We start from the raw sequence: 26835 nt of genomic DNA on the forward strand, positions 1-26835 counted from the left end.
GTAACCATGACCGCTAACAACAAGGTCGCGCAAAGAGGCTACACCCTCATCGAATTGATGGTGTCGATCGCACTTGGCCTGCTTGTCACGGCAGGCCTCGTCACGATCTTTGTCAGCAACAGCCGGACCCGCACCGAACTCGAGCGCGCCAACGAGCAGACCGACAATGGGCTGTATGCCATGCAGGTGCTTACCGATGACTTGCGCAACGCCGGCTATCTTGCCGAGTTCAATCCGACTCCGCTGGCGACACCGGCAGCGCTGCCCGATCCCTGCTCTGCGGTGCTCGCCGATCTGAAAACGGCCTTGCCGATTGCTGTGCAGGGCTACGACAACGGCGCCAATGCGCCGAGCTGCTTGAGCGATGTGCGCCCGGGAACGGATATCGTCGTCGTCCGCAGGGGCAGTACCTGCGCGGTCGGCGACGCCGATTGCGACAGCCTTGTTGCGGGCGCTCCCTATTTTCAGGCTTCGACCTGTGGCAGTGCCGCGGAGCTGTCCTCCGGCAACGTGGCGAATTACTACGGACTGGATACCGATACCACCAAGCTCACCCTGCGCCAGAAGGACTGCAATCCTCCCACCACCGCAGGAACCGTTGCTCCGCTGCACCAATACCGCACGCATATCTACTTCATCGCCAACAACGATCGGAGTGGGGACGGCATCCCGACGCTCAAGCGAGCAGAGCTCGGAGCGACGGGCTTCACTACCATCGTCCCTCTGGCCGAGGGCATCGAGAGTCTGCAAATCGAGTACGGCATCGATACGGCCAGCCCGACCGCAGGCACGCCCGGTGTCTACACGGCCAATCCGAGTACCTACGGTGGCTGCACAGGTGCGACTTGCGTTGGGTACTGGCGGAACACGGTTGCGGCAAAGGTCTATCTGCTGGCTCGCAACAAGACGCCTTCTGCTGGTTATACCGGTGGAGCAAACAAGACCTTCGCCATGGGCTTCAATGCGGATGGCACCGCCAATACGGCCGGCCCCTTCAACGACGCCTATCGGCGCCATGCCTATAACTCCGTTGTCAGCCTGAACAACACGGCCGGCAGGAATGCGCCATGAAACCGCTGTCTTCTCGTCAACGCGGCTTTACGCTGCTGGTGGGTCTGATCATGCTGCTGCTGCTCACGCTGCTTGGCATTACCGCGTTCAGGCTCGCCAAGGGTAACCTGCAGGTCGTCGGGAACGCGCAGTCGCGCGACCAGGCGCGTTCGGCCGCACAGGGAGCCATCGAGCAGGTAGTCAGCAGCACGCAGTTCACCACAACCCCGACCAACGCGATCCCCAATCCATGTAAAGCGACGGGACCGAACACCACCTGCGTCGACATCAACGGGGACGGCGTGACCGATATCACCGTGGCTGTTACGCCAGCCTGCGTCTCGACGCAAGTCATATCCGAGTCGGCGTTGAACTACAGCGACCCGAACGATGCGGGCTGCCTGCAAGGTGCCCCCCAGGATTTTGGCGTAGCGGGTGCTGCCAACAACAACTCCATGTGCGCAAATAGCCTGTGGAACGTCCAAGCGGTCGCCACCGACGTGATCACCAGTGCGCGATACGTCGTGAACCAAGGCACGGCAGTGCGCGTGCCCGCAACCTCTGTTTGTCCTTGAACGTGGGATTTTCCATGAGCGCTCTCCGCATTCGAAGGCTGATCTCGAGTTTCCTTTTCTGCTGTCTTGTGCTCGTGCCGGGGCTCGGCAGAGCGGACGACATCGACATCTTTCTAGGCTCATCGGGCGGATCGGCAGCCGCGCCGAACATCATGATCCTGGTGGATAACTCGAACAACTGGGTATCCGATCAGCCGAACGGGAAATCCAAATTCCTGGCGCTGGCAGCCGTGCTGGACACCATCACGACACCGACCAACGTGGGCCTGGCCACGTTCTCGTACAACAGTCCCTCGGGGGCCTACATCCGCTTTGCCCCGAGAGACATGAGCGTTGCAGCGAACCGCACCGCCTTCAAGAACCTGATTGCGCAGATCAGTGCCGACGCCAATGTCACTAAGGAGACCGGCAACAACAAGGACGAGTCCGCGGCATTCTATGAAATCTGGAAGTATTACTCCGGCTTGAAACCGCGTGCAGGCACGCTTTCCCAGAACATCTATGCAGACGCCTCCGGCAATCCGGGAGATTACGCGGGCTCCACGGCCTACGGGCAGGGACTGACTTCGGGATGGGCATTCAACCCCGACGGAACGTACAACACGACCTCCACGGCTTGCGGCAAGAACTACATCATCTATATCGTTGCCAACAACTCAGCCGGCGGATCCATGGGGCAGCGCACCTACGAGGGGGTCGACGCCGGACCACCGATTCTTCCCGCGCCGAGTTCTCCGGACAGCTATGCGGATGAATGGGCGCACTTCCTCTATACCAGCACCAACCCGCAGATCACAACCTATGTGATGGATGCCTACTATCCTGACGATAATCAGGATGCAGGTTATTCCAAGTCCTTGCAGGCCACGGCCAAACAGGGCGGCGGGAGCTACAAGCACGTGCGCAACCAGGCCGAAATTACAGCCGAGTTGAGCCGGATCTTTGTCGAGATCCAGGCGATCAACTCGACCTTCGCGTCAGCCAGCCTGCCCGTCAATACGACCAACCGCACACAGAATAAGAACCAGGTCTTCATTCCCATGTTCCGCCCGGACCCGAATGCCAAGCCGCGCTGGATGGGCAACCTGAAGGAGTACCAGGTGATCAGCCAGGGGAGTGATGTCGTCATCGGCGACAGCTCGACCCCGTCGCTGAAGGCCGAGAACCCGGTCACCGGCTTTGTGACCGACTGCGCGGTCAGCTTCTGGACAACTGATTCAGGCACCTACTGGCAGTCGCTGAACAATGCGGGAAGATGCCCGACCACGTCATACAACAAGTTCTCGGATGGGCCAGACGGTCCGATTGTGGAAAAAGGCGGGGTGGCCGAAGTGATCCGCAAGGGGAACAGCCCGCCTGCAACCAACTCAGCGCCAACATGGGCGCTCAATCGCGTCGTCTATACCCAGTCCGGCAGTGCGCTGGCTCAGGTCACGACGACCAATTCCGGCATCAGCGACCAGACGCTGCTCAACTTCATCAAGGGGCAGGATGTCGATGACGAGAACGCCAACAGCAATACGACTGAGCCCCGGCCTTCGGTTCATGGCGATGCGATTCATTCACGGCCCTTACCGATCGACTATGGCGGTACCACGGGCGTCACAACATACTACGGCTCGAATGATGGGATGCTGCGCGCCATTGATGCTGCCACTGGCCGCGAGCGTTGGGCCTTTATCGCCCCCGAGTTCTTCCCTCGTTTCCAGCGGTTGAGGGCCAACAGCCCATTGGTCAACTACCCGAATATGCCGGCGGGTATCACACCGACACCAACGGCCAAGGACTATTTCTTCGATGGATCGATCGGTGCGTACCAATCTGCCAGCAATTCCAGCGTCTGGATCTATCCCACCATGCGCCGCGGCGGGCGGATGATTTATGCGCTGGATGTCACCGACCCGACATCACCGAGCTTCAAGTGGAAGGTTGGCTGCCCAAATTTGACTGACGATACCGGCTGTACCGCCAGCATGAGCGGTATTGGGCAGACCTGGTCGATGCCGAAGGTCGCGTCGCAGATCAAGGGCTATAACGGGCCTGTCTTGATCGTCGGCGGTGGCTACGATGGTTGCGAGGATGCAAACCAGGTCTCGCCGCCCTGCTCCAGTCCGAAAGGAGCCGGCGTTTACGTGCTCGACGCAAACACGGGGGCGTTGATCCAGTCCTTCAGCACCACGCGCAGCGTGGCAGCCGAGATAGCGTTGCTCGCCGTTGATACGCCCGGCGTGGCCGACCATGCTTACGCGGTAGACACAGGGGGCAATATCTATCGCATCGACTTTGGCTCGCAAGTCAGCAACTGGACGATCAATCGCGTCGCCTACACCAACGGTGCGGGACGGAAATTCCTGTTTCCGCCGGCGCTGCTGCCGGCTCCTGGCAATAAGGTCTATGTGGCACTCGGGTCCGGCGACCGAGAGCACCCTCTGTTGAATCAGTATCCGTATAACGGCGTCGTCAACCGCTTTTACGTTTACTTGGATAGCCTTGGAGGCTCGACTGCCACCAATCTGGACGATACGAATGTGATGGCCGACTTTACCGCCGGCACCACGTGCGGTACCTCCGGCATCCTGCCAACGTCGACCCTGCGCGGCTGGTTCATGAGCCTGAACCAGTACGGGACTGGAGAACAGACGGTCACGTCCGCCGTGATCACGGGCGGCATGGTGACCTTCAGTACCAATATGCCGGTTCCGGCCACGCAGGGTTCGTGCTCGACCACGCTGGGCAAGGCATATGGGTATTGGGTCAACCTGTTCAACGGTTCCGGTGCCGTTGGTGTGCCCGGAGCCTGCGGCGGCAACCGTGCAGCCCTGTTTGTCGGTGGCGGACTGCCTCCTTCACCGGTCACTGCCACGGTGCCGGTCGACGGCAAGGCAACGCCGATCATCATTGGCGCCGCCCTCCGGGCGGGTGGAGCGAGCGGCAATTTCCCTGCCCAGAAAGTCGGTCCGACGATTATTCCAAAGCGCAAGACGATCTATTGGAAATCGTCAGGGGAAAACTGAATTTCGGAGCCTAGGCACCGCCGGTGGCGCGCAGCCTCCGGCGGCTACGTCCCACCGGCAATGATGTTTGCTACATCGGCGGAAATGGTTGTCGCCGCCCAGAGATTCCTTACACTCCGTTACAGTTCTCATGCCCTGGCTTGGCCGACCAGGCATTAAAGTGACGGCCGGAATTTGGGGAAAAGAAATGACACGGTCTACTTTCATTGCTGCGCTTGGTGGCGCAATGCTCGCCATTACCTCGACCGCCCATGCGCATGTGAACGTGGATATCGGCATTGGCGTTCCAGGCGTCGTCTATGCGGAACCTGCTCCGGTCTATACTCCGGCGCCTGTCTACGTTGCGCCTGCCCCGATATACGCACCTCGCCCTGTCGTCGTGGCCCCGGCTCCAGTCTATGCCCCATACCGGCGCGGTCACGACGATGATAACGATGATGATGATGGGCGGCGGTGGCGCAGACACGGCCACAACCAGCATGGAGAGCGGGGGCAGCACGGGCACGATGACTGATTGCGCTCCTCTACCCCGAAAAGCGATTTGGCGACCTGAAAGGCGCAAAACGCCCGCCGCTCGCGTGTCGTAGAACAAATTAGAGAGATGTCACTACCAGCCCGCGAAACTGAGCCTGCAGAGCGTTTTTGGTGACACGACGCCCCCAAGAAGCAGACGGAGGTCGACATCGGGCCGGATAGGCCTGCAGGCTCACTTGTAGTCCCACTGCATCTGCGCGGTAATCGATACGCCCTCCGACGTGTCAAGGCAGCGGTCGAGATAACTGAGCAGGGAGCGAGGCTGGAAGCCCGTCTCCGTTACCAGCCGCGTGTTGTCGAACACGTAGCTCATGCTGGCGAATTTGGCGTACAGGTGGATGGCGCGCGCCACCAGCCGCACGTTGCCCTCACCCGATAGTCGAAGGAACTTACGCGCCATCGCCTTCTCTTCGATTTCCGGCTGGAAGTGGTAGCTCGCTAGTGCCTGGGCTTCCTCTTCTGGACTGGCACACCCTTTGATACGCGGGTAGAGCGTCTCGATCCGCTCGGAATGTGAGTCGCCTGCGCTGATGTGATACAGGTCGTGCGCGAGGGCAGGCTTGAGCGCCAACTGGGCGATGGCCTGTGCGCAGTCGTCCACCGAGAGGATATCCACGCGGTCGCTCAGCCGGCAACTGAAGGTCTCCAGCATGGCGACCATACGCAGCATCCAGAAGATGCTGCTCGAAGGTGTGCAGCCCAACTGGCTATGGCCGACGACAATGGACGGCCGCACCACCACCAGCGGCAGCTCGGGAAACGCCTCGCGCAGCCTCAGTTCGGCCACCCCTTTGGAGTAGGTGTACTTCACCGCGTGCTGCTCAAGCGGAGGTACGTTCCAGCTTTCGCGCACGTGGCGGTCGGCCAGTTGGCCGCACGACATGGCGGTGCCGACGTGGAGGAAACGCTTTAGCTGCTTACCCCGGATGGCCTGTCGGCCAAGTTCCAGCACGCCGTCCACGTTGGTTTCCCACAGCGACGGATGGTTGGAAAACGTCGCCAGCGCAGCGCAGTTGATGATGATTTCCGGGTCGCCAAGCTTGGCTTTGGCAGCATTGCGCAGGTCAAATGGCACGATCTGCGCTTCGCTAATGCCGTCCAGCACTGTGCGGGGCAACTGAAAACGGCTTAGGTTGGCCCGCAGGCGTGCGAGCCCCTCGGCTGTCGTTTGGCCGCGGACCGCAAAGCGGGTGTTCTGCAACAACCTCTTGTCTGCCAGATTGGCGGCAATAGCGCCGCCGAGAAAACCGGTTGCGCCGGTCAGCAGGATGCTCATATCTGAGATTCGAAAATTCGTAGTGGCCCCCGGCCTTTGCTCCTGGGGAAATATATTCACTGCGCCGCCAGTGCCATTTCGATATCGTCGGCCAAGCGAGCGATTGTGAGCGCGGTCAACTGTCGGAAAAGAGCGTCGTAATCCTTCTCGTACTTGCGCAACAGACGGGTGCTGTTGGCGTCCTCCCATAGCCAGTCCACCTTCTTCCGTGTCGTATTTACGTGCACGCGGGCTTGGGTCGGCACTTCGCCGATGGCGTCATCCCACTCCCACAGATAGCTGTCGGCAGTGCTCCGGGTGAAAGGCACGCCGAGCAACTTGGCGACGTCCCAGTCGTGTCTGACTGTGAAGTCGACGATTTCCAAGCGTCGCCTGCTCCCGGAGGCATCGTGTAGCGACTGAATCCAGCAGTGGTATTCCTTCAGTTCGGACAGCTTTCGAGCCACGCGCCGCGCCGCTCTAGGCGGGTTCAGCACGATGTAACGACCGCTGCCACAGTCGATGAGTTCGCCACCGGCGACCGCGAGATAAGGGTGACCGGTAAGAAGAGTCAGCACTCTGGCGCCGACGATGGCGTAGTCCGCGCAACGACCGACCGGTCCCGCTGTGAGCCTGGCCCGCAAGGCAGCGTCTTCGAGGACCGAATTGATGGCTTGGTCGATCAGCGAGCGCAGAGCAGGCGGCACGGGCACAGGTAGCACTGGTGCGGGACGTGAAGTGAGCTGCATTGACTGATCGACGTGAATGAATGGGGCGCGCGGTCGCGCAACGCCTTGATAGACGGTTAAAAGCATCCTCACCACGTATATGGATACGGGATGACATTGGCGCCTACTCGTGACCCGGCCGCTGCGATGAGTCCTCCATGGCCAGGGGCCCTGCGACTTTCCGACCGACTGTCCTTGGAAATACGACGGTCACGACGAGACCATGGCCGGCGGGGTTATCGCTCAACTCAACGGTCGCCCCGTGACGCTCAGCAATATTCTTGACGATGGCGAGGCCGAGACCGCTACTGGATGTTGTGGCATCGAGCAATCGATAGAAGCGGTCGAATACGCGCAGGCGTTCCTGCCAGGGAATCCCGGGGCCGGAGTCCACCACGCTCCAAGCCGGCGACCCTTCGCGCCACGACGCCGTGACCTCCACGCGCCCGCCCGCCGGCGTATAGCGCACCGCGTTGTCTACGACATTGCTGAGCAGGGTGCGCAGTCCTTCCTCATGCCCCAGCACCTGCGGGGCGTCAACGGTGGCCGCGAGGATCAGATCAATGTCCTTGCTTGCCGCCATCAGCATAAGATCGGCTACCACCTGGTGCGCCAGCTTCGACAGGTCTACCGGCTGTATGTCCTGTTCTTTCAGGCCCTGCTCGTGACGTGCCAAGGTCAGCAACTGCAAAACCAAGTGCGTGGCGCGGTCAAGCCGCGCATGCAGTTTGACGAAGGCTCTTGTGCGTTGTTCGTCGGTTTGTGCACGTTCGGCCAACTGCAGTTGCAGCTTCAGCGTGGTCAAAGGTGAACGCAATTCGTGCGCGACTTCAGCCGTAAATTCCTGTCGCCATGTCAGCTCGCGGTCCAGGCGCTTCATCAGATTGTTTAGCGCGTCGAGCATCGGGCGAATTTCCAGCGGAAGCCCTCGCACCTCCACTGACTCCAGTGCACTCGGCCCTCGCTGCTCGATGGACTCCGTAGCCCGGCGCAAGGGGTCTAGGCCGCGATGAACAGCAAACCAAATGATGGCGGCCAGCATTGGGATCAGCACAAGAAATGGGGCCAGCGACAGCAATATCAGCCGCAAGCCCAAGGCCTTGCGGACGCTGAGGGGTTGCGCCACCTGAACGAAACGCTCCGGATGGGTCTCGCCATACACCCGCCACCGTTCGCCGCGGAACGGGACCGTCTTCAGCCCGTCCTCTGGGTAGCGGGGCAGCACGATGGCTGGGTGTGACGTGTAAAGTAGCCTGCCGCCGGAGTCCCAGACCTGTACCACGATGTCTTCTTCCGGATAGTCGCCTTCGTCAGCCCCCCGATTACCGGACTTCATCGTGAGCTCGGGCACGCGGATCAGCAATGACCCTGCGACATGCTTGAGCTGGTAGTTGAACAGCTCTTTGGTTTCTTCGCGCACAACGGCGTACATCAGAAGGCCGGCAACCAAAATGCAGACCAGCATGCCGCCGACCAGCCAGGCCATGAGGTATCCTCGGATCGTTGTCATGGCTTGTCTGTCAACTTGTAGCCGACACCCCGCACGTTTTCAATGAAGTCGCGCCCTAACTTCCGGCGCAGCGAGTGAATGTAGACCTCGACAGTATTGCTTTCGACCTCGGCATCCCAATCGTAGAGTTTCTCTTTCAGTTGCTCGCGCGACACGACATTTCCGGGCGCATCCAACAGCGCAAGAAGCAAGGCGAACTCGCGCTTGGATAGATCGAGTGGCCGGTTGCGGAAATGAGCTTCGTGGGTAGCGGGGTTCAGGCTGAGGTCTCCAAATGCGATAGTGGCCGACCGGCGACCGGAGCGCCGTCGAAGCAAGGCACGTATCCGCGCCATCAGTTCGTCGAAGTCAAAGGGCTTAATGAGGTAGTCGTCCGCCCCGGCGTCCAAATTTTCGACGCGGTCGATTGTGGCGTCTCGCGCCGAGATGATCAGTACCGGGATGTCGCCGCCCTGTGCGCGGTAAGCCTTTAAGATCTCGCTCCCTGACTGCCCCGGCAGGCCTAGATCCAGCAGTAACAGGTCGTACACTTGATGGTGCAGGGCAAGCGTTGCGCCACGGCCGTCACGCACCCAGTCCACTGCGTAATTCTCCTGGCGCAGCCCTTCTTCGAGGTCTTCGCCGATCATTGGATCGTCCTCGACCAATAACAACCGCATAAACGCGCCCCCTTGTGCCCCAATGCCCAATGCTGTCGAAATCGTGTCGGACGTATGGACAAGCCCCTGCGGCCGCTATCTTCAAGCATTGCCCCAACCCGTTAGCGCTCGGGATTCATGCCCTGCGCTTTGACCTGTCCAGCATGTTCTACATCTCAATCCCCGGAAGGCGCGCGCAGTGAATCAATTGCCGCCGGTTGTACAGGCGCCGGGACAAACTATCCTTACCCATATAGAACTCGCGCCTGAATTTTTGGACCAGGCTGCGTTTGGCCTTTGCGCGGCCCGCAATGGTCGTTTCGAACAGATCGCCCCGATCTCGCAGCAAGTCGGGACACGCACAATACATGCGCAGACCATGCTCCCAATGCCGGTTCATCATGTCGTCGACCGGATGAATCATGTGCTCCGAAAATGTGTGGAGCACCCGCGCCGCAGCACCGCTGATCAAGTAACCATACGTACCGCCCGGCTGCTTGCCATGACTGACCAGCCGTGTGTCGCCGCGCAATGATTTGACGATCCGGCACGCACGCGGCTGACCTTGCGTCAGCCGTACGATGTCCCAATCGGCCCTGGCGTCGAGCAGTGCGGCGACATGGCGCTCGAAGTCCGGACAAATCTCGACGTCATCTTCGAGAACACACCAGACCTCATCATTGGTTTGCGCCAAGTCGGCCCATATCTGGCGGTGGCTCAAATAGCAACCAATTTCGCCCAGGGTCAGCTGGCTGCCGTACATTTTCAGGCGCGCTTTTGTGTCATAGATCGACGGCATCGACTGAACACGAACAGCGTCAAAGAATCGGAAGGGAATGCGCCTGCTGCTCAACTGCGCATACATGTGCTGGCGCCGGCTTTCCGAGGTGGCGAGCGATATGCAAACGATGGGGGGAAGCAAGCGGTCCGTTCGAAGGAAGACGGAGCATGCGATGTCACCGGTAGGCGAGTGATCGAGTATGACTCCAAGGGCAGCAGTGTCGTGGTCAGCCCAGATGTCAGCGCTATCCATTTTTTTTCGTTAACCCTTGCAAGTCGAGATTTCAGGGGCGCTCATCCCATCAGCGCCGAGTTCAGCCAAGCCTGCATAACCCCCTGTAAAAAATCGTAACATTTCGTTTATTAAGGAAGACTTAAAAGCCCATGCGTTTCTTGCGGATGCCTGCTCGCGGTCGTCGCATGCCTATGTGGCAGTCAAGGCAAGTAAATCGTGCAAGCGCCATCAGTGGCACCTGTAAGAGTTGGCCTTGCGGGTGCCTGCTGACTGCCTTGATACGGGGAGGGCTCACGCTCAAGTCCAGTCAATCCGATTCTCAGCCTGCGTGGCCAGTGCCCGCGTATGGTCCTCCGCGTGCCGGTAAATGCTGGTGGTGGCCAGCGAGGTGTGCCCCAGGGTTGTCGCGCACGCACACGAAGCGCAGGTCGACCTACTGGTCGGTCATGTGCGAGCCGGCCGTATGGCGCAGCCAGTGCGCCGACGCGCTGGCCTGTAAGCCGGCCTGGGCTCCAAACTCGGGGCCCTGAGCACGCAGGCGGTCGGCCGCCAGCTTGAAGATTTCCTTGACGATCAGGTGAATCGCCGCGCGTGACAGCGGCTTCTCCTGGCTGATCAGGTCGTGTCTCTCCGACCTGTGGCGACGGCGGCAGGCCGCAAATGCGCCGGTAGCGCGCCAGTTCGGGGGCATGCACTCTTCGACGCGATCAGGTGCTTGTTAAGCTGCGCACTGTCCAGGACCTGCCTCGCCTAGCCGAGTGGTATGGCACCGACTGGCTGGAAGCCGCCTGAACGCTTAGAAACCTCGTCTTTTCCGGACTTCTGTACTGCATCCTAGGCGGATCACTGCGCTAATAGGATCTCACATGTGATAATCCGCCATTATCGCGTGTGAGAAATGACCTCAAGCCAGAAGCCTTGACACCTTAATCTGGTACGTATATACATAGTACGTAATACAGTATCAAATTGTAGGAGCGCCATGGCCCGCGCCGGACTGAGCCATCTCGATATCAAACGTGCCCGCGATTCGCTGCTCGCGCAAGGGCAGCACCCATCCATCGATGCAATACGTATCGCGCTGGGTAACACCGGGTCGAAGACAACGATCCACCGCTATCTGAAGGAACTGGAAGAAGAGGAAGGTTCGGCCCTCAAGCGGACCGGCTCGACCTCCGACGCCATCCTCGATCTGGTCGGCAGATTGGCGGCGCGCCTGCATGAAGAGGCGCAGGTGATGGTCGACCAGCAAGTGGCGGCCGCCACTGCGCAGCGCCAGCAGGTCCGGGCGGAGGCCGACAAGCTGTCCTCAGATCTCGTCGCGCTTCGCGCCGAACTGGCGCAGGCCCACGCCACCATCGCCAGCGTGCGGGCCGCGCAAAGCGATACGCAGACGGCGCTGCAGCAGCGCATCATCGAGGCTGAGCGCTCGGCACAGCAGGTCCAAGACCTGATGGCTCGGCTGACCGAGCATGAAGGCTTCCGCCGCTCGCTGGAGGAAAAGCTGCAGCACGCACACCAGGCGCTGGAGCACTTCCGCAACGCCAGCAAGGAGCAGCGGGATCAGGACGCGCGCCGGCATGAACAGCAGGTCCAACAACTGCAGGCGGAAATCCGTCAAGCCAACCAGACGCTGATCATCAAGCAGGGCGAGATCACGCAGTTGAACAAGGATGGCGCGCGGCTGGTTGCCGAAGCCGGAGCGGCGACGAAGCGCGTCCGCGAGTTGGAGGCGCGTGGCGAGCAAACGCTGGCGGCGTTGAACCAGGCGCGTGCCGAGCACACTCGGGCGGAAGCAGAACGGGATACGCTGCGTGCAACGGTACAGGCGCAGGCAGACGAACTCACGGCTGCGCGTACGGACCGCGAGCAAATGGCGGTCGAGCTGGCCAAGCTGACCGCGCGCCTCGAAGCCCAGCAGACGCTACTGACCGACTACCGGACGCAGCTTGGGATGGCCGGGCCGGCAGGGTGAAAGCGTTAGATTTTGTATCAAAAGGATGACTGCCTCCACTGTCGGCCCGTCCATTGCAAATGACCGATTACGACCGAGCCGGCCAAAGCGACCATGCAAGGTACAGGAGACCGATTGCGACAAGGAAGGCTGCAACCCCAAGGTAGTAGCGGTTGCCATAACGGGGCTGGCCAGCGCCATACGCGTGATGTGAATGCTGGATGTGCGGCTTCATGATGCGCCGAGAAGGTGCACTTGTGATGGTTGAAGGATAGGTCATCCTGCCCTTGCAAGTTCTACGCCCGCGCGTGGTTGCGCCGAAGTTTGCAGGACGACAAAAAGGTCTAGGCGAGGGGGAATACCACGCGGTTCGGTCGTATGACTGCAACTCCGCTGATGTCGAAGTTATAGGCTTGGCCATTCGACTCGAAGGACAAGCAGCGTGGTGTGCCGCCGGCGGATGATCCGGCGCAGCTCGGCATCCCCCGACCACCGAGGCGGTTGGTAGGCGGTGGGTGTCGGTCCAATATTCGCCAAAAGCGGCATATTTACTGAGCAGTGAATAAGATGCCCGCCGCCCGCTAATCGCGGGCATCGTGGCCGGCAGGAACCGTTGACCGACCGCCAGACCTGCTCCGCACTACCAAACCAAGAACGCAAACCGCCAGATTTTGCATCCAAAGGACGGCGCCAGCGAAATAGTAAAATTCACAACCCATTGATTCACAAGGTGAATTCAGGGCAAACCGCCAGATTTTGCACAAAAAGGACGACTACCCCAAGAAGAACGGCAAGGGGGAGCCTTGCCGTTCTGGCCACCGCCCACCAGGAACGGTGTTTCGTGCAGCCGTCCGCATTATGCCGCCTGGCCGCACGCCCTGCTACCAGCCTCGTGCGGCCTCACCTGAACGCGCAGGCGTTGGCGCGCGCATCGTGCAGCGCGTGATGCCGGCCGCCGTGGTCACGGAAGTACCTTTCCTGCCGCTCAGCATCGAGCTTGTGGCCTACGTGCTCGCACTTCCAGCCAACTGGCATTTCGCCATCGAGCAGATCCAGCACCAGGTCATAGTCGCCCTGGTAGTCGAAACACAATACCCGCTTGGGCTTTGCCGGCATGGCGAGCAGCCACGCCCTCAGCTCGTCGCGCAGTTGCGCGGCCGGCATCGAGCGGCCGGGAAACTGGCCGAGCTGCGGCAGCACAGCCGCGCGCACGAACTCGCTACACACGGACAGATCCACGTCCGAGCACTCGCCGTAGAACTCGCTGCCGTCCTCGCCCACGATCGCCACGCTGATGAGCCGGCAATCGATGAAGTCCGTGAACTCGGTATCGACAAAGTACCGCGTTTTCCAGGGGCTGCGTGGGCCTCTGTTGGAGAGCCCTGTTGGTCCGGGGCGGCCGTCCCACTGGTCGCGGACCCAGGCATCCCAATCGTGGGCAAACGGAGTGATGCACGTCTCGCCTTGGACCGCGATGAACGCGCTCCCTTCCATCGCCGCTGCAAACTGCGCGCGCCATGGCTCAGGCACGTCATCCATGCGCACGTACAAACGCCCCTGGGACTCCCGCACCGGCACCGCCGCAATCAGCTCATCGCGGGTCATGCCTCGTCCTCCCCAAACGACTGCTCGATGTGTTGGGCGTCGCGCTCGTTGACCGGCCCGAGGGTGCGTATCGGCATCAGGCCGGCCAGGCCGAGCCGGTAGAGGTGATACATGCGCGTCGACGGATCGTAGAGCGTCAAGCAGTACAGCTTGCGCTCGCGGCGCAGGGGCGGCCCGGATAGCTCGTCCAACGACCGAGCCGTGTCATCGTCGCGGGGGGTGTCCATGGCTTCCTCCATCACAATCCGACCGAGAACGGGTGTTATGTCCAATCGCCAGCCCGCTCTAAAATTCCATGTCACCCACTGTACAGTAAAGTGGGAGTGTGTACAATAATAAACGTTGACCCAAGACCAGTGCCAGCGCGAGCTGGCCAGCACCGGAGCAAACACGATGCGACCCGAACAGATGACGCCGACCGAGCGCGCCGCGCTCGAACGCCTGATCGAGCACGCCCAGCGCGACAGCGGCCAGAGCCGGCGCGTGGCGGACTTCCTGCTGGCCTGGTGGAATGCCGGCCAGTGCGGCGGCTTCGACCTGACCAACCTGTGGGCCGTGGACGACGCCATTGCCGAGGACATGGCCATCGTCTTCCGCCTGGTCACGCGCGCCAACAGCTACCCCGACACGCTGGGCTATGGCCCGCAGTTCGAAGCCATCGTGCGCGGCTGGCGGCCCGAGCTGATGAACGAGAGCCATTGAAGGAGGTTTCACCATGGCAACCGAGACCATTGACCAAAAGACCCTATCGCAGCTCGTGGAAGCCGGCGCCGTGCGTGCCGCGCATGTCGTTGGCCACGGCAACGGCTGGACCATCGCGGCCAAGTACGGCCTGACCGAGCGTTTCCTGTCGGCCAAGCGCGGCGACGTGCGCGTGTTCCGCAAGCTCGAAACGCTGGTGGCCTTCCTGCGCGAACTGGGCATCAGCCGCTTCGACGTGGACGCGGCCGGCTTCGATCCAGAGTCGGCCGAGCGCACCACGCGGCCCGACCGGTCGGCCGCGCTCAAGGAAGCGCACGCCGCGCGAGCCTATGACAAGTGGTTCCGCGACCAGGTGCAACAGGCGCTCGATGACCCGCGCCCTTCCCTGCCCCACGCCGAGGTCAAGGCCGAGTTTGCCAAGCGCCGCGCGGCGCTGCGGCAACGGGTGGCAAAGCGCGGGGGTAACGCTTGACGCTGGCGCTGCACTGGAACCCGAAGGCGCGCGAGGACCGCGCCGAGATCATGGATTACATCGCCGAGGACAACCCCGTGGCCGCGCTTGAGCTGGACGAGCTGATCGAGCAGAAGGCCGAGGCCTTGCCGGCGAATCCAACGCTGTACCGGTCGGGGCGCGTGCGCGGCACGCGCGAGGCCGTGGTGACGGAAAACTATGTGATGGTCTACCGCGTGACGGACAAGCGCGTGGAGATCCTGCGCGTGCTGCACGCGCGCCAGCAGTGGCCAGCAAAGGGATGAACACCATGACGAATCAAACGCTCTACAAACGCGAGCTGTACGGGGAGACGACGGCCCTCCACATCGAGACGATGGGATCGACGGCGGTCTCCATCGCCAACCGCTGGGCGCTGGGGTGGCCGGAGCGAGTGGCCGGCCTGTTGGTCGCCAACCAGTACCTGGGGAAGCTGACCGAGCAGACCGAGTTGGAGAAGGACGTGCTGGCGAACGAGACGGAGCTGACTCATCTGTCGTGCAGCGAGATCCTGGTGATGCACGGCGTGCAGCAGGAACCCCCGGAAGCGGCACGCCTGGCGGGCTGACCGCACTGACGGCCGGCTGAGTACAGATCCTTCGACTGAGAGACCAAATGACCCAACCAACACCATCAATCGCGGAGCGTGCGTCTGACATCGAGCGCAAGGCTCTCTCGAAGTCGCGTGCAAAGCGTCGGGCAGAGCTTGCCGAGCTGATGGCCAATGGCCAGCTCGCGCTTTGGCCAGAGAGTGAGCGTGGGATTCCGAATGAGGTTGTTCGCTGTGCGGTTTTTTCAGCCAAGAACCGCAAGGAAAAGCGCGAAACTTACCGGGCAGGCTCTCCCCTCGTGGTGCCGGTGGTCGGTGGTGGCGAGGTCATCTGGATCGGCGAAGAATTGAGACAGGATGACGAGACTGTTTGGATGCAGCTTGTCCACCTGGCTAAGGAGGCACGGTCAGAGTGGGTCACGTTCACACCCTACTCATTCCTCAAGTCAATCGGCTGGCCGATCAAAGGGGAGAGCTACACGCGTTTGCTGACCTGTATCCGCCGTCTCGCGTCTGGCGGCTTGGAGGTCTACAGCAGTCGCTTTGACAAGGGTTGCAGCACCAAGCTGCTGGCCAAGTACGTCTACAGCAAAACCACCGACGAGCCGTGGAAGGTGCAGGTATTCCACAAGGACGATGAATTGCTCTTCCTGTTCGACAAGCTCTATTCGAGATTGGATTGGGAGACCCGCCTTAACCTACCTGAAGGGGTGGCGACGTGGCTGCATGGTTTCTTCGCGTCGCACCGTGAGCCGTACCCGCACAAAGTAGAGACCCTTGCGATTGGAGCGGGCCTGACGCTTGAGAAGGCTGAGGATGCAGCCCTCCCCCCTGAGTCCCGCGAGGCGAAGCGCAAGGAACGCCTCAGAGAGGCCAAGAAAACCATCAAGCGAGGGCTGGAAGCTCTCAAAGAGAAGGGCTTTTTGGATGACTTTGATGTCACGAGGGACGGTCTTGTTAGCGTCCAGCGAGCCGAGCGCAAACAGGCGGCTATTGACCTTTGACCCCCGCTGGGGGTGACTTGGGGCAAGTCATCCAACCGGATGGAGGCCGGCATGGCCTCAGAGGACGGGCGTTTGGCCTGCCTATGAGGCTGTGGATAGGGTTGACCTTTGACCCCCGGCGCCCCCGCGAAATTTGACCTTTGACCCCCGCACTATTGACCTTTGACCCCCGGCGCATTTGACCTTTGACCCCCGCACTATTGACCTTTGACCCCCGCAGCCTCACCCGCAAGTCATTGATTGGACTGGCCTTATGTGCCTTATCCACAACCCGTTAACCGGTTTTTAACCTTTCTTTTCTATAACCGTTTTTTAACCCTCTGCGCTCGACGCCTGTTTTGCTGCAAAACTCGTCGCTGCACAAAGCGCGGCCTGCGGCCGGGGCACCCCTCCGGGGTTCCCCCGATCAAGTCGGCTCCCCCTCCCCTCTATCGAGAGCCCCCATACGGGGGCTAACTGCCTGGTGACGATTAACCCCTCGCCAGCTCGCCGGCAGAGCCGAATCGCCCCTTCGGGTCGGCGCTCTCCCCACCCTTCGGGCGGGTCCCCGTGCGCCTCGATTCGGGCGCGACGGCGCGCGCGCAGGCCTCGCCGTCAATCAACCGCTGATTGCTTTCAGGGAAGGGGTCGGCTGGGTGTTCTGCGTCGAGGCTCGTGAAGGCCATAGCGCGCGTTTTGGCGCTGTTTCCGACTGCGCATGTAGGGTTGCTACTCTGAGCGCGAAAAAACGCGCCTGCGGTCGTTTCTACGGCCTTGCTGCCGGTCATACTCCGCCACAGAGGGCCAGGGCAAGAAGCCGGCAGCGAAAACGGGCAAGAAAAAACCGGCACAAGGCCGGTTTGGATGTTGGATCGGGGTTAGAGGAATGTCGGCGTCGGACGCTCGCCATCATCCGGCGCGGGCGTGTGAGAGGCAGGCTGTGATGATGGTGGCCTGCAGTCCGCCAAGTGAGGGGCCAACAAGGCCTCCAGCGCTCCCGACCCGTGCAGCGCGTCATAGCTGCCACGGATGTAAAAGCACTTGAGATCCACGCTGTCTTGCTCGCCCTCCACCATCATTGCCCTCCCATACGTGAGCTGCCGTGGGATTCGCCCACCAAGCGCTGACGGTCCTCGCGCTTGTTCCCCTCTGAAACCTTCACAGCGACCTCGACTACACCAAGTCTCGCCTTGATGAAGACCTGATCTCCCCCGCGCGGCAAAACGCCCCCCTCGGGTATCTCAGTGTCATCCAGATCCAATAAAAGGGCCTTCTTGGCGGTGTGGTTCACCAGGCATTGCGCGCCCTCAACACCAAGCACGAAGCCAAAATAAGTGCCACGCGTGAAATCCATCGGCACGATTTCCAACTCCCGTTCGCGTGCGATTTCTGCCAGCGTTTTAGGCGGCTCTTCCACGGGGACCGGCTGAAAAATAGCCTCCAGCAAGATTTTCTGAGCGATCTCCAGGTCGATGTCGTTCATGTTCCCCGCCTTTCAGGTTTGGTGAGCTGGCTCGAATGCCAGATTGAGGTCAGCCATCCGCTCAAACGGAATCACCACTTGGTACACGTCCGTACCGGGCATGCGCAGATAGCCGTGCAGGTTGGGCAGCGCCATGAGCTGCGATGGCAGCACCGCTTGCTGCACCTGGCGGTGCATGTGGCTGTTGCTGGATTTGTTGCGGTCGAACTCAGCGAAGCCGACCTTCTGGCTCTCTCCCTCGGACTTTTGCAGGCGTTCGATTTCCTGTTCGCCCAGCTCGCGGGCCAGATATTCCGCCGTCTCGTTGTCGCCGGCCGGCAGGAGCAATTTCGTCGCCATACAGCTCAACAACGTCTGTGCATCGTCTCGGCCGTATGTCGCGCGGAGCTGTGCAATCGTCTGGATGCCGCAGATGCACGGCACGCCGTACTTACGCAGCTTGGTCAAGCCAGCCTTGAGGCTCGAAATTTTGCCCAAGCTATCCAACTCATCGAGCACGATCCACAGCCGGCGATCATCGCTCTCAGTCAGGCCCAAGCCCTCAACCACTGCCAGCTCCATCCACAGCGCAATGAGGTACTTGAGCATGGACATTTGCGCGTCCGTGTACGTCATGAACAACCAGGCGCCGCCGTTGTCATCCGACTCGCGCACGAAGCGCCGCACTGAGAAATCACCATCCGGCCGGAGGTACTGCCACGCGCCCATGTAGGTGCTGATGATGCCGCGCACGTTGCCCAGCATCCGGGCGTTTTCTCGCTGCGTCAGCACTGCGGCCGTGGTGCCGGCGAGCAGCTTGGCCAGCTCATCGGGCGCCGCGCTCGCGCAGTAGTACAGCACCCGCGTCGGATCTTTCTCGCCGCTCTTCCACAAGGCCTTGAGCACTTCCGTTAGGAGTGCTTGGGCGTAGTGATTCCACTCGGCCGACGAACCCTCACCATCGGGGATCGTGGCGCGGGCGAGGGTCGCGCAGTCATAGTCGAACTGGATCTCCGCGAACGGCGACCAATGCTCCGAGCGCAGATCAAACGGGTTCAGCACATGGTCATCATCCCGACCGAATCGCGCCAGGTAGCCGCCTGCAGGGTCGGCAATCAGCGCGGCATTGCCGCGCAGGTTGCGGGCCGTGCGCAACATCGAGTTGATCGCTTGCGATTTGCCGGCGCCGGTCTTGCCCGAGATCATCAAGTGTTGAGTCTCTGACGCGAACGCCATCGGCACAGCGCCGATGGTCAGCAAGCGCGAATCCAATCCGCCCTTCCCTTGCTGCCTTTGGTTCGCTTCGAGGCCTTGACGGTAGGCGTATCCGTCGATCACCTTGGTTCCGCGCAGCACGGTCTCACCGATATTGGCCGCGCCGAGCGCAAAAGGTTGGTGCGCCGGCATCGGGAGGTAGGCCGGTGCTTGCGGAGTTGGTGCGGCCTGCGCAGCTTGAGCGACCACGACAGCCGGCGCGGCCGAGGCCGAGCCGCCAAACATCGGCTTGAAGGCCCCGGAGCGAGAGCGGTAACCCAACAATGGATACCACGCGAGCCAGCCGCCCAGGCGTTCGCACACGAACTGCATACCGTCCATGACCTTGGCCAGCAAGCCGGCGACCGTGAGCGATCCAGCTAACCAGAGCGCTGAGCTGCCGAGCACGTTCAGCCAGGCCCAGGCGTGTCGCCAAAATCCCGGCGCTGCGTGCGTTCGCAGGATGATGCGAGTGATCTCACCCACAGCCACGTACAGCGCGATGCTGTACAGCATCCAAGAGATGAAGGTTGTCCAGTGATAGCGCCTGCGCCGAAAAAGAAACAGGTACAGCTCCACGCCGAATCTCAGGGCCGTTTTGAGTCCCGATGTACCCAACCACATCAGGCCCATGAGGATGGCGGTGGCCATGCCACCGAATTGCTTGGGGTCTGTCGGCGTGTGGTTTACATGGGCTGTGCCCATGTGGATGTGTCCACCATCGTCGGACATGGTGACTCCCTCCCGGTTTTGATTATTCAGTCACGCGCAGTCGTCACGATCACTGATCGGCTTTGGTCAGTTCGTTGATGTGATCGCGCTCGCGCTGCGTGAGCGTTGGCCAGGCCTTTACCATCGCTCGCCCCGTTTTGAGGGCGTGCTGATCGTCGGCCGACAGGTTGGCGCTGGAATGGTCGCCGGCTCGCACGATCAAGCCCCCAACGATGCCGGCCGCGAGGCCTGTAACGATGCCTGTAACGGCCACCACAGCCACCAGCTTGCGCGCGCTCCAGGACATCGCATCGGCTTTCGCCTCGATGTCATCCTTGGCTTGCTTGGCCTTGCCGGTCAACGATGCGGCGGCATCGTTGATGCTCTGGACCGCATCGCCGACTTCCTTGCCAACGGTGGTTTGTATGGCCTCCTTCGCCGCTTCCACTGCGGTTTCCCGAATTTCGGCTTTACCGACCGCAGTGGCCGCGTTGATGGCGGCCTTCGAATGCTCGTCAACCTTCTTGGACAGCGTGATAAAGCCGTCCCGCAGCTTGAGCGCCGCATTCTCAAGGCCGGCAGTTTGGGTCTTCAACCGCTCAGCCGCCGCAGCGGCAGCGGCCGGGACGGTTTCTTTGATGCCCTCCACACGAGTTACCACATCGTGGATCTCGCCCAACACTTGCTTGTAGAGGAATTCGGTTTTTGTCCGGGCGACTTCATCCGACTGATCGCTCATGGTTTAGCCTTTCGCGGTTGCAGATGCCGGCGCAGCCGCCGACTTGGCCGACTTTTTCGGGAAGAGGGCGCTGAAAACTCGGTCAAGATTTTCGTTGAGCTTCGCGGCGGTCTTTTGGGCGTAGAGAAGATCGGTTACTTCTTCGACGTCAACATCATCCGAAGCCTTGAGACGTGCCTTGTAATCGGTTTTGTCATCCAGCATTGCCGCGACAGTGCGGTTATGCTTGCTCAGGATATTGTAAGCGCGGTTTTCAAAAATCGACGCTTCCAGAGAAAAGGCAATGCCCTTTGCCGTGAGTGCGCCGAGAAGGTAATCGAACTCATCCACGGTGTTACGCTTGACGGCATTGAAAACGACCTTGATCTTGTCTTTGTTGACACCTTGCGCGATTAGCAAATCGATGGTCTTGACGGCCGCTTTTTGGTCCTTGTCGTCAGGCATCGACGGGATAATAAAATAATCGACTTCATCGTGGCCTTGCATCCAATCCATTTCTTCTAAAAAATCCTTGCCTTCCTTAGAGCCGCCAACGTCGATAATAATCGAATCGTGCCGAACGAGGTCGGTGTAAAGGTTCTTGAACTGATCGGATGTGTAAATCTCGGCATTAATGCCGAAATCCTTGACCGTTTGGTTTGCTGTATCGACGGCGACGACAAATGCATCCGGAATACGCGGAACCAGGACATTAGCGGTCACGATGGTTTTACCAACGCTGCCACCCAGGGATGCCACCACGGCTTTCAGTTGAGTCATTTTTGATCCTTAGCTTTTTGCTGTTGCTTAAAAGAAAACTTCTGAGGTGCGGTATTCATCACCTGTTCGGTGAGGGTTTTTCCCGCTCCAGGCTGCGGTAAATCTGCTGCTTCTGCTGCCACCCCTTGGTCACTGGTTTTGGCGGATGGCTGATTTTCCGCAGGGGAGGGATTCGGCGTTGGGGCTGCTTTTCCCCTCTGGCGCCGGATGCGATACAGGGCGCTCTCGAAGCTCCGTAGGGTCATCGTGAACCCTTGAGCATGGAGAGCGTTAAGGATCGCGGCGCGGCTCACTCCAGCTTGCAAGGCCGCTTCCACGTCCGGGAAAACGTCCCGCAGTCGGGCCGTTTCTGACCGGTCCTTGTCACCGCTGGCCAGTGAGCGCAGCACTTCTGCCACGCTGTCTTTCTGCATCTTGTGTGCTCCTTTCGATGTATGAGGGCTGGAGGCCATTGTGCAGTGATATTGCAGTCCATCCAAGTCTTTTATCACGCTTTTTGCAATCGTAGTGCAGTGAATTTGCAGTGTCAAGCGCGTTTGTGCAGTGTTGTTGCAGTGTCTTTGGCGTGACGACGCGGTCAGCGCGGAGTGTGGCGCTTGCAAGACAGGCACGACAGTCATGTTTGCAAAACTCCGCCCTTCGGGCAGAATTTTGCAACCACGACGCGTGCAGATGGGGTTCCCCCCTCCACCCCCCAGCGCCTGTCACCTCACGGTGCCGAGCGCTTGGGCCAGCCTGCGGGCTGGACGTGGGCTGCGCCCACTGAATTTAAAGGACTGGATGAATGGCTAGACCGCCCAAAAGCGAACGCGGGAATCTGACCAAAACGGTGGCGTTCCGCCTGATCGAGGATGACTATGCCGCCTACCGCGCAAAGGTTGCGGCATCCGGCATGGAGCAGTCGGAGTTCTTCCGCGAGCACGTTTTGAACAACACCACCCAGGTCATTGCGCGGCCCGTCGCGTCTGCCGACTCCAAGCGGGCTGTATTTTTGCTGCAAAAGGCGTCGAACAATATTAACCAGCTCGCGCACCGGGCCAATGCTGACCACCTTGCCGGCGTGCTGTCGGAAAATACGTTTGCTGCGATTCTCGCCCAGCTTGAGCGGCTTAATGATTTCCTGATCGAGCAGACCGAAGGGACTCAGCGATGATTATCGACGTCTCAAGCGGCAAGTCTGGATTCAAGGCATATTTGGAGCACGGCCAAAAGAAGGGGCGCGATTTACACCGCGACGAACTGGATCAACGGATTCCGCTCCATGGGAATTTGGCCGCTTGGGCGTTGGCTTGTGAAGATGCAGACGCGAAAGGAAATCGATACGATACCTTTACGCTCTCATTTACCGAGGATTATGTTTCGGACGAGATGCTACAAAAAGCGGTGGATGAGTTTCGAGACCACTTGTTTGCTGCGTGGCCAGAAGCCGAACGGGACCGAATCCCTTTTTACGCCGAGGCCCACCGTCCGAAGATTATCACGTACCAAAATGCAGAAACTGGTAAGACGGAAAAGCGACTGACGCACATTCACATTGGCGTGGGTCGTCATGACCTGTTGACTGGTAAGCATGTCCAGCTCACGGGATATTTGGGAAAGGAGGCATCAGACAATCTTAAATATCTCGATGCCTTTCAGGAGTCATTTAATGCCAGGTATGGTTTCGCCAGCCCGAAGCTCAACCCACGAATAACACCGGAAACGGCCATCGACATTTTGGCTCGATACACCGGGCAAAAGCCCGACGAGCTGGGCACGTTCAACGAACGCAAGGCGGATCTGGAAACCAAAATCCAGCGGGCAGTGATCGACCAGGGCGTCACCACTTGGTCTGGCTTTGGGGAAATGCTGGCTCAGTTTGGCACGGTCTCGAAGCTGCGCGCCGGGAAGTCCGACGAGGCGTATGCCGTCACGCCGACAGGCAGCACACGTCGAGTCCGGCTGGAGCGGACTTTCTTTCAGCGTCAGTTCATCGAGCGACCCACAGAGGAAAAGGTGTCGATCATCTCGGACAAGGCACGCCGTGCCTACGTCGAGCAACTGGCGCCTTACACCGCACCGGACTACCTAGCGGAGACCTTGGACGAATGGCGCCGCCTGAAGGCCCGCGAGATTCGCTATTTCCACCCCAACAGTGACGACTACAAGAACGTCTATCTCCCCGCTGACGCCGCACAGCGTGAGCAAATTCTTGATGCTATCGAAAGGAAAAACCATGGAATCGAAAGTCCTGCAAATCGTCGCGAACGACAAGCTGCCCCCACCAGAGATCGCTTGCCGAAACTGCCAGTACGCAACCTGGATGGAGTTCAAAGGCGGAGTGAAATGCTATTGCGCCGTGACCATGACATGGATGTACGAGCCGATGTTGCAGCACGCCCAATTGGTCCTGGCGTGCGACAAGCAGATGGAGCAAGCGCAGGAACAAGAGGACGCGCCCGAGGCCCACTGAATCAGCCATCCAGTGTCTTGGCCAAGCTGCAGGACGATTTGCGCGAGCGTTACGAGCAGGCCCAGGCGAAGCAGAAATTTGCCGAGATCCGCCGCAACATCGACGGCCAGCAGCTCCTGGCGAGACTCAGCCACAGCCACGGGCTGCAGCCCGAGATCTATGGCGTCGAAAAGGCATCCGATGGATCGACTCGAATCCGCTGCGGCACAAAATCCCTCTCAGCCAATGATTTCCTGACCAAGCATCTCGGCATGACGTGGCGAGAGGCCGCGCCCATCCTGCGCGAGGTGTACGAGCTGCAGATCGGCAAGCGTGTTGTGCGTGCTCGCAGCCAACACGATGGCATCGAGGCACGCCGGCTCTGGAAAGAGTTCCAGGCTTCTAGGAAGGATCAAGCGGCAATCACCGAGCGCCTGGCACAGTTCGACGCGCAAACAAAAGTTGGCAAGGCCGAGTTGGCTGCCAGGCTGCGCCGCGAGAAGGCGCAGGCGCTGGCAGGCCTAGGCCGCGAGCAGCGCAAGGCAGTGCGGGCCGCAGAAACGCTCCGAGCCGCCACGCTCAAGGCCGAGTACAGCGAGGTCCGCAAGGAAGAGCGGCGACAGCTCCGACCGCCACAAAAGGAGGCTTGGCGGGAGTTTCTGCACAAGCGAGCGCAGGCCGGCGACAGTGTTGCCCTGCGCGCGCTGCGCCGACTGGATGACAGCGCACGCGATGTCGATGGCCTCACGATCTCAGGTGTCGGTCAGCAAGCCATCGAAGACGAGCGCAAGCGACGTGCCGCCATGGCAACGTCAGACGTGCTCAAGACCCTGCGCGTTCAGGTCGAGCGCAATGGCGATGTGACATTCACCAGCAACGGCCGCGCAGTGCTACGCGACCAGGGCGACAGCCTGCGAGTGCTGGACCCGCACAGCGACGAAGCCATCATCGCAGGCCTGAGTTTGGCGCAACAGATGTACGGCCACACACTGACGCTCTCAGGCCCGCAAGAGTTTCAAGCCCGTGTGGTTGCGCTTGCCGTCGAGCGAGGTATGCCGGTCAAGTTTGCAGACCAGCGCCTAGAGGCGTACCGCCTCCAGCTCAAGGCAGAAAAGGCCAAGCCGTTCGCGCGGCCAGAGCCTCGGCAAGAGCCGAAGCGCGAGGAGCAGTTGCATGATGCGAGCAAGGAGACCAACGAAGCCGCGAATGCCAGCGAGCCGGCGCAGCAGCCCGAGACTCCGAAGACTACGCAGCAGCAAACGGCGGCCGACAATGCGACTGTCACGCCAAGCCACGAAGACAACCAGCAGCACGAGCATAGGAAGAAGGCGCAGGATGAGGCCAAGGCCGCGGCCGCGGCTCATGAGCTGGATGAGAAAGCCAAGGCGGCAGAGCAAGCCGAGGTTGACCAAGCCGGCGGCGAAGATCACGAGGACGATCCCCTCGCTGTCCTGGCCAAGGCACTGGATCTCGATGTGGAGCGTGACCGCCCTGTCATGGCTGAAACCAAAGAGTGGGACAAGCACATCGGCACCATCGTGGGTGTCACCGACACGCACATCGCTGTGGCCGAGCGTGACCGCACGACCATCCATGAGATCGAGGGAATGCGGATTACGTCCGATGGCCAAGTGCATGGCCAGGCTGCGCTGGCCAAGGGCAACGCAATTAGTTTGCTGTACAAGCGTGACCACACAGGACAGTCCTATGGGCAGGCCTTGGTGACTGAAAAACGCCAAGAGCACCAACGCCAACGCGATAACGGCCTTGGGCTGTGATTAACACCAACAAGAGCGCACACCATGAGCATTGCGAGCCAACGGAAGAAGCACGAGGAAGAGCGCAAGCGCCGGCAGCAGCAGGCCACGCCCATGCCCGCCGAGCAACACCAAGTCGTGGAGTCGGCCGCTGCGCCCGAACCCATCCCCCCACAATTCGATTTCGCGCGCCAGGCCTTAGAAGCTGCCTTCCGAGAACACGACGACGAGGAAAAGCAGAAGGAGACGGAGAGGGAGGCGGCCGAGCACATCCACCGCGAGCAAGCAGCAGCGCACGCAAAGCACCAGGCCGATGACCAGCAGCAGCACATGGACGCCATGCGCGCGGCTGACGCTCAGGCGTCGCAGATGCGGCGCGAATCTTTTGCAGCAAAAGATTCGGAGCAGCGGCGACCGTCGCTCAGTCGCGCAGATCGTGAAGCACCCACCAGCCGTGTCGAACCGGACAGGGGAGAGGTTGGAGACTTGCGCGGAGTCCATGCGTTTTCGACCGGCACGGAGCGTATGGGGCGTAGCGCCTCCATGACGGACTTTGTGGCCGAGCGCGACAAGGCTGGAGCCGGTACGGAACACGTCAATCCGGCCGCATGGAAAGACCACATCAACCAGTCGGCCCAAACGGTAGAGCAGGGCGGTCTCGTGATTTCTGGCGAGCCGATCAAGCCAACGCCGGCAGTGCAACCGAAGGCGGAGATCCAGGCCGGCAGCAAGGCCGCTGCGCCGGCACAGGAGGCCACGTCGAGCCAGAGCGCGCAGCACGTGGCCGAGCGCGTGCATGCCGATGCGACGCCGGCAGCGCAGCCGCCGCAGATGGAGACTCAGGCCAGGCCCGCGCTGCAGGCAGAGGCCCGCCAGGTGGCCGAACACGTCACCACGGCCGCGCCGATCGAGCCGCAGGCCCAGGCCGACAGCAGGGCCGCTGTGCCGGCGCCGGCCGCCCAAGAGGCCGCGTCGAGCGCGCAGCGCATAGCCGAGCGCGTGCATGCTGATCCGACGCCGGCAGCGCAACCGCAGCAGCAGGCGGAGACTCAGGCTAGGCCTGTGCCGCAAGCCGAGAAGGCTGGCCAGGTGGTCGAGCACGTCACCACGGCCGCGCCG

Annotated in this window: 24 protein-coding genes and 1 pseudogene; 12 read left to right on the plus strand and 13 right to left on the minus strand. The window is 60.8% G+C overall.

Annotation, left to right across the window (positions count from 1 at the left end):
• Positions 1-6: 6 nt before the first annotated feature.
• Genes PSUB009319_RS21735 through PSUB009319_RS21745 form a run of 3 tightly spaced genes read left to right on the plus strand, consistent with a single transcriptional unit; the run spans position 7 to position 4639 of the window.
• Complete coding sequence (locus PSUB009319_RS21735) at positions 7-1071, plus strand: PilW family protein (RefSeq protein ID WP_124384272.1); 1065 nt, start codon at positions 7-9, stop codon at positions 1069-1071.
• Positions 1068-1625, plus strand: a complete 558-nt coding sequence (locus tag PSUB009319_RS21740) for a PilX N-terminal domain-containing pilus assembly protein (protein WP_124384248.1) — start codon at positions 1068-1070, stop codon at positions 1623-1625. The genes PSUB009319_RS21735 and PSUB009319_RS21740 overlap by 4 nt, the downstream gene beginning before the upstream one ends.
• 14 nt (positions 1626-1639) lie before the next feature.
• Entirely contained in the window at positions 1640-4639 is a 3000-nt protein-coding gene (locus PSUB009319_RS21745) for a pilus assembly protein (RefSeq protein ID WP_124384249.1), read from the plus strand.
• 706 nt (positions 4640-5345) lie between these two features.
• On the opposite strand, the gene PSUB009319_RS21755 is transcribed toward PSUB009319_RS21745, so the two are convergent.
• The 6 genes and pseudogenes from PSUB009319_RS21755 to PSUB009319_RS23355 all read right to left on the minus strand — a co-directional run.
• A complete protein-coding gene (locus PSUB009319_RS21755; RefSeq protein WP_124384251.1) occupies positions 5346-6449 on the minus strand; it encodes an SDR family oxidoreductase in 1104 nt (367 codons plus the stop codon).
• 56 nt (positions 6450-6505) lie between these two features.
• Positions 6506-7177 (minus strand): hypothetical protein, encoded by a 672-nt coding sequence (locus PSUB009319_RS21760; protein WP_124384252.1) that lies wholly within the window; start codon positions 7175-7177, stop codon positions 6506-6508.
• A gap of 103 nt (positions 7178-7280) precedes the next feature.
• On the minus strand, positions 7281-8642 hold the full coding sequence (locus PSUB009319_RS21765; RefSeq protein ID WP_185453528.1) for an ATP-binding protein: 1362 nt from the start codon (positions 8640-8642) through the stop codon (positions 7281-7283).
• A gap of 20 nt (positions 8643-8662) precedes the next feature.
• Positions 8663-9325: a response regulator transcription factor gene (locus tag PSUB009319_RS21770; RefSeq protein WP_124384254.1), complete on the minus strand. Its 663-nt coding sequence runs from the start codon at positions 9323-9325 to the stop codon at positions 8663-8665.
• Between the two features lie 148 nt (positions 9326-9473).
• Positions 9474-10337, minus strand: a complete 864-nt coding sequence (locus PSUB009319_RS21775) for a glycosyltransferase family 25 protein (protein WP_124384255.1) — start codon at positions 10335-10337, stop codon at positions 9474-9476.
• A 279-nt stretch (positions 10338-10616) separates the two neighbouring features.
• Positions 10617-11002, minus strand: a pseudogene (locus PSUB009319_RS23355) (tyrosine-type recombinase/integrase); the annotation flags it as partial.
• Between the two features lie 299 nt (positions 11003-11301).
• Between PSUB009319_RS23355 and PSUB009319_RS21785 the strand changes: the two are divergent.
• The gene (locus PSUB009319_RS21785) at positions 11302-12294 is read left to right on the plus strand and encodes a DNA-binding protein (RefSeq protein ID WP_124384256.1); all 993 of its coding nucleotides are present in this window, start codon (positions 11302-11304) and stop codon (positions 12292-12294) included.
• Positions 12295-13173: 879 nt separating this feature from the next.
• Here PSUB009319_RS21785 and PSUB009319_RS21790 read toward each other — a convergent pair.
• Together PSUB009319_RS21790 and PSUB009319_RS21795 are read right to left on the minus strand one after the other, a co-directional pair.
• Positions 13174-13878: a 3'-5' exoribonuclease gene (locus PSUB009319_RS21790; protein WP_260393110.1), complete on the minus strand. Its 705-nt coding sequence runs from the start codon at positions 13876-13878 to the stop codon at positions 13174-13176.
• Positions 13875-14105, minus strand: a complete 231-nt coding sequence (locus PSUB009319_RS21795) for a hypothetical protein (RefSeq protein ID WP_124384257.1) — start codon at positions 14103-14105, stop codon at positions 13875-13877. Before PSUB009319_RS21795 ends, PSUB009319_RS21790 begins: the two co-directional genes overlap by 4 nt.
• 166 nt (positions 14106-14271) lie before the next feature.
• Here PSUB009319_RS21795 and PSUB009319_RS21800 point away from each other — a divergent pair, with 166 nt between their 5' ends.
• From PSUB009319_RS21800 to trfA, 5 genes are read left to right on the plus strand one after another with little or no spacing between them, the layout of a single operon-like run.
• Entirely contained in the window at positions 14272-14580 is a 309-nt protein-coding gene (locus tag PSUB009319_RS21800; protein ID WP_124384258.1) for a hypothetical protein, read from the plus strand.
• Between the two features lie 13 nt (positions 14581-14593).
• A complete protein-coding gene (locus PSUB009319_RS21805) occupies positions 14594-15052 on the plus strand; it encodes a hypothetical protein (RefSeq protein ID WP_124384259.1) in 459 nt (152 codons plus the stop codon).
• Complete coding sequence (locus PSUB009319_RS21810) at positions 15049-15336, plus strand: type II toxin-antitoxin system RelE/ParE family toxin (protein ID WP_124384260.1); 288 nt, start codon at positions 15049-15051, stop codon at positions 15334-15336. The genes PSUB009319_RS21805 and PSUB009319_RS21810 overlap by 4 nt, the downstream gene beginning before the upstream one ends.
• The gene (locus tag PSUB009319_RS21815) at positions 15333-15638 is read left to right on the plus strand and encodes a hypothetical protein (protein WP_124384261.1); all 306 of its coding nucleotides are present in this window, start codon (positions 15333-15335) and stop codon (positions 15636-15638) included. Before PSUB009319_RS21810 ends, PSUB009319_RS21815 begins: the two co-directional genes overlap by 4 nt.
• Before the next feature lie 47 nt (positions 15639-15685).
• Complete coding sequence (gene trfA, locus PSUB009319_RS21820) at positions 15686-16624, plus strand: plasmid replication initiator TrfA (RefSeq protein ID WP_124384262.1); 939 nt, start codon at positions 15686-15688, stop codon at positions 16622-16624.
• 1054 nt (positions 16625-17678) lie between these two features.
• Here the strand turns inward: trfA and PSUB009319_RS21825 are convergent.
• The 5 genes from PSUB009319_RS21825 to PSUB009319_RS22980 form a co-directional block, all read right to left on the minus strand.
• Positions 17679-18086, minus strand: coding sequence for a hypothetical protein (locus tag PSUB009319_RS21825; protein ID WP_124384263.1), 408 nt, complete (start codon positions 18084-18086; stop codon positions 17679-17681).
• Positions 18087-18098: 12 nt separating this feature from the next.
• Complete coding sequence (locus PSUB009319_RS21830; protein WP_185453530.1) at positions 18099-19970, minus strand: type IV secretion system DNA-binding domain-containing protein; 1872 nt, start codon at positions 19968-19970, stop codon at positions 18099-18101.
• Positions 19971-20100: 130 nt separating this feature from the next.
• The gene (locus tag PSUB009319_RS21835) at positions 20101-20769 is read right to left on the minus strand and encodes a hypothetical protein (RefSeq protein WP_124384265.1); all 669 of its coding nucleotides are present in this window, start codon (positions 20767-20769) and stop codon (positions 20101-20103) included.
• 3 nt (positions 20770-20772) lie between these two features.
• Entirely contained in the window at positions 20773-21528 is a 756-nt protein-coding gene (locus tag PSUB009319_RS21840) for a hypothetical protein (protein WP_124384266.1), read from the minus strand.
• On the minus strand, positions 21525-22148 hold the full coding sequence (locus PSUB009319_RS22980; RefSeq protein WP_185453531.1) for a hypothetical protein: 624 nt from the start codon (positions 22146-22148) through the stop codon (positions 21525-21527). Before PSUB009319_RS22980 ends, PSUB009319_RS21840 begins: the two co-directional genes overlap by 4 nt.
• Positions 22149-22312: 164 nt before the next feature.
• On the opposite strand from PSUB009319_RS22980, the gene PSUB009319_RS21850 reads away from it, so the two are divergent.
• From PSUB009319_RS21850 to PSUB009319_RS21860, 3 genes are all read left to right on the plus strand, one after another.
• Positions 22313-22681: a plasmid mobilization relaxosome protein MobC gene (locus PSUB009319_RS21850; protein ID WP_124384267.1), complete on the plus strand. Its 369-nt coding sequence runs from the start codon at positions 22313-22315 to the stop codon at positions 22679-22681.
• Positions 22678-25737 (plus strand): LPD7 domain-containing protein, encoded by a 3060-nt coding sequence (locus PSUB009319_RS21855; RefSeq protein WP_124384268.1) that lies wholly within the window; start codon positions 22678-22680, stop codon positions 25735-25737. Before PSUB009319_RS21850 ends, PSUB009319_RS21855 begins: the two co-directional genes overlap by 4 nt.
• A gap of 24 nt (positions 25738-25761) precedes the next feature.
• Positions 25762-26835: hypothetical protein (locus PSUB009319_RS21860; RefSeq protein ID WP_148090237.1), on the plus strand; the 1074-nt coding region annotated here is incomplete at its 3' end.

Source organism: Ralstonia sp. SET104, from assembly GCF_003851545.1.
In the GTDB taxonomy this organism is placed as follows: Bacteria; Pseudomonadota; Gammaproteobacteria; order Burkholderiales; family Burkholderiaceae; genus Ralstonia.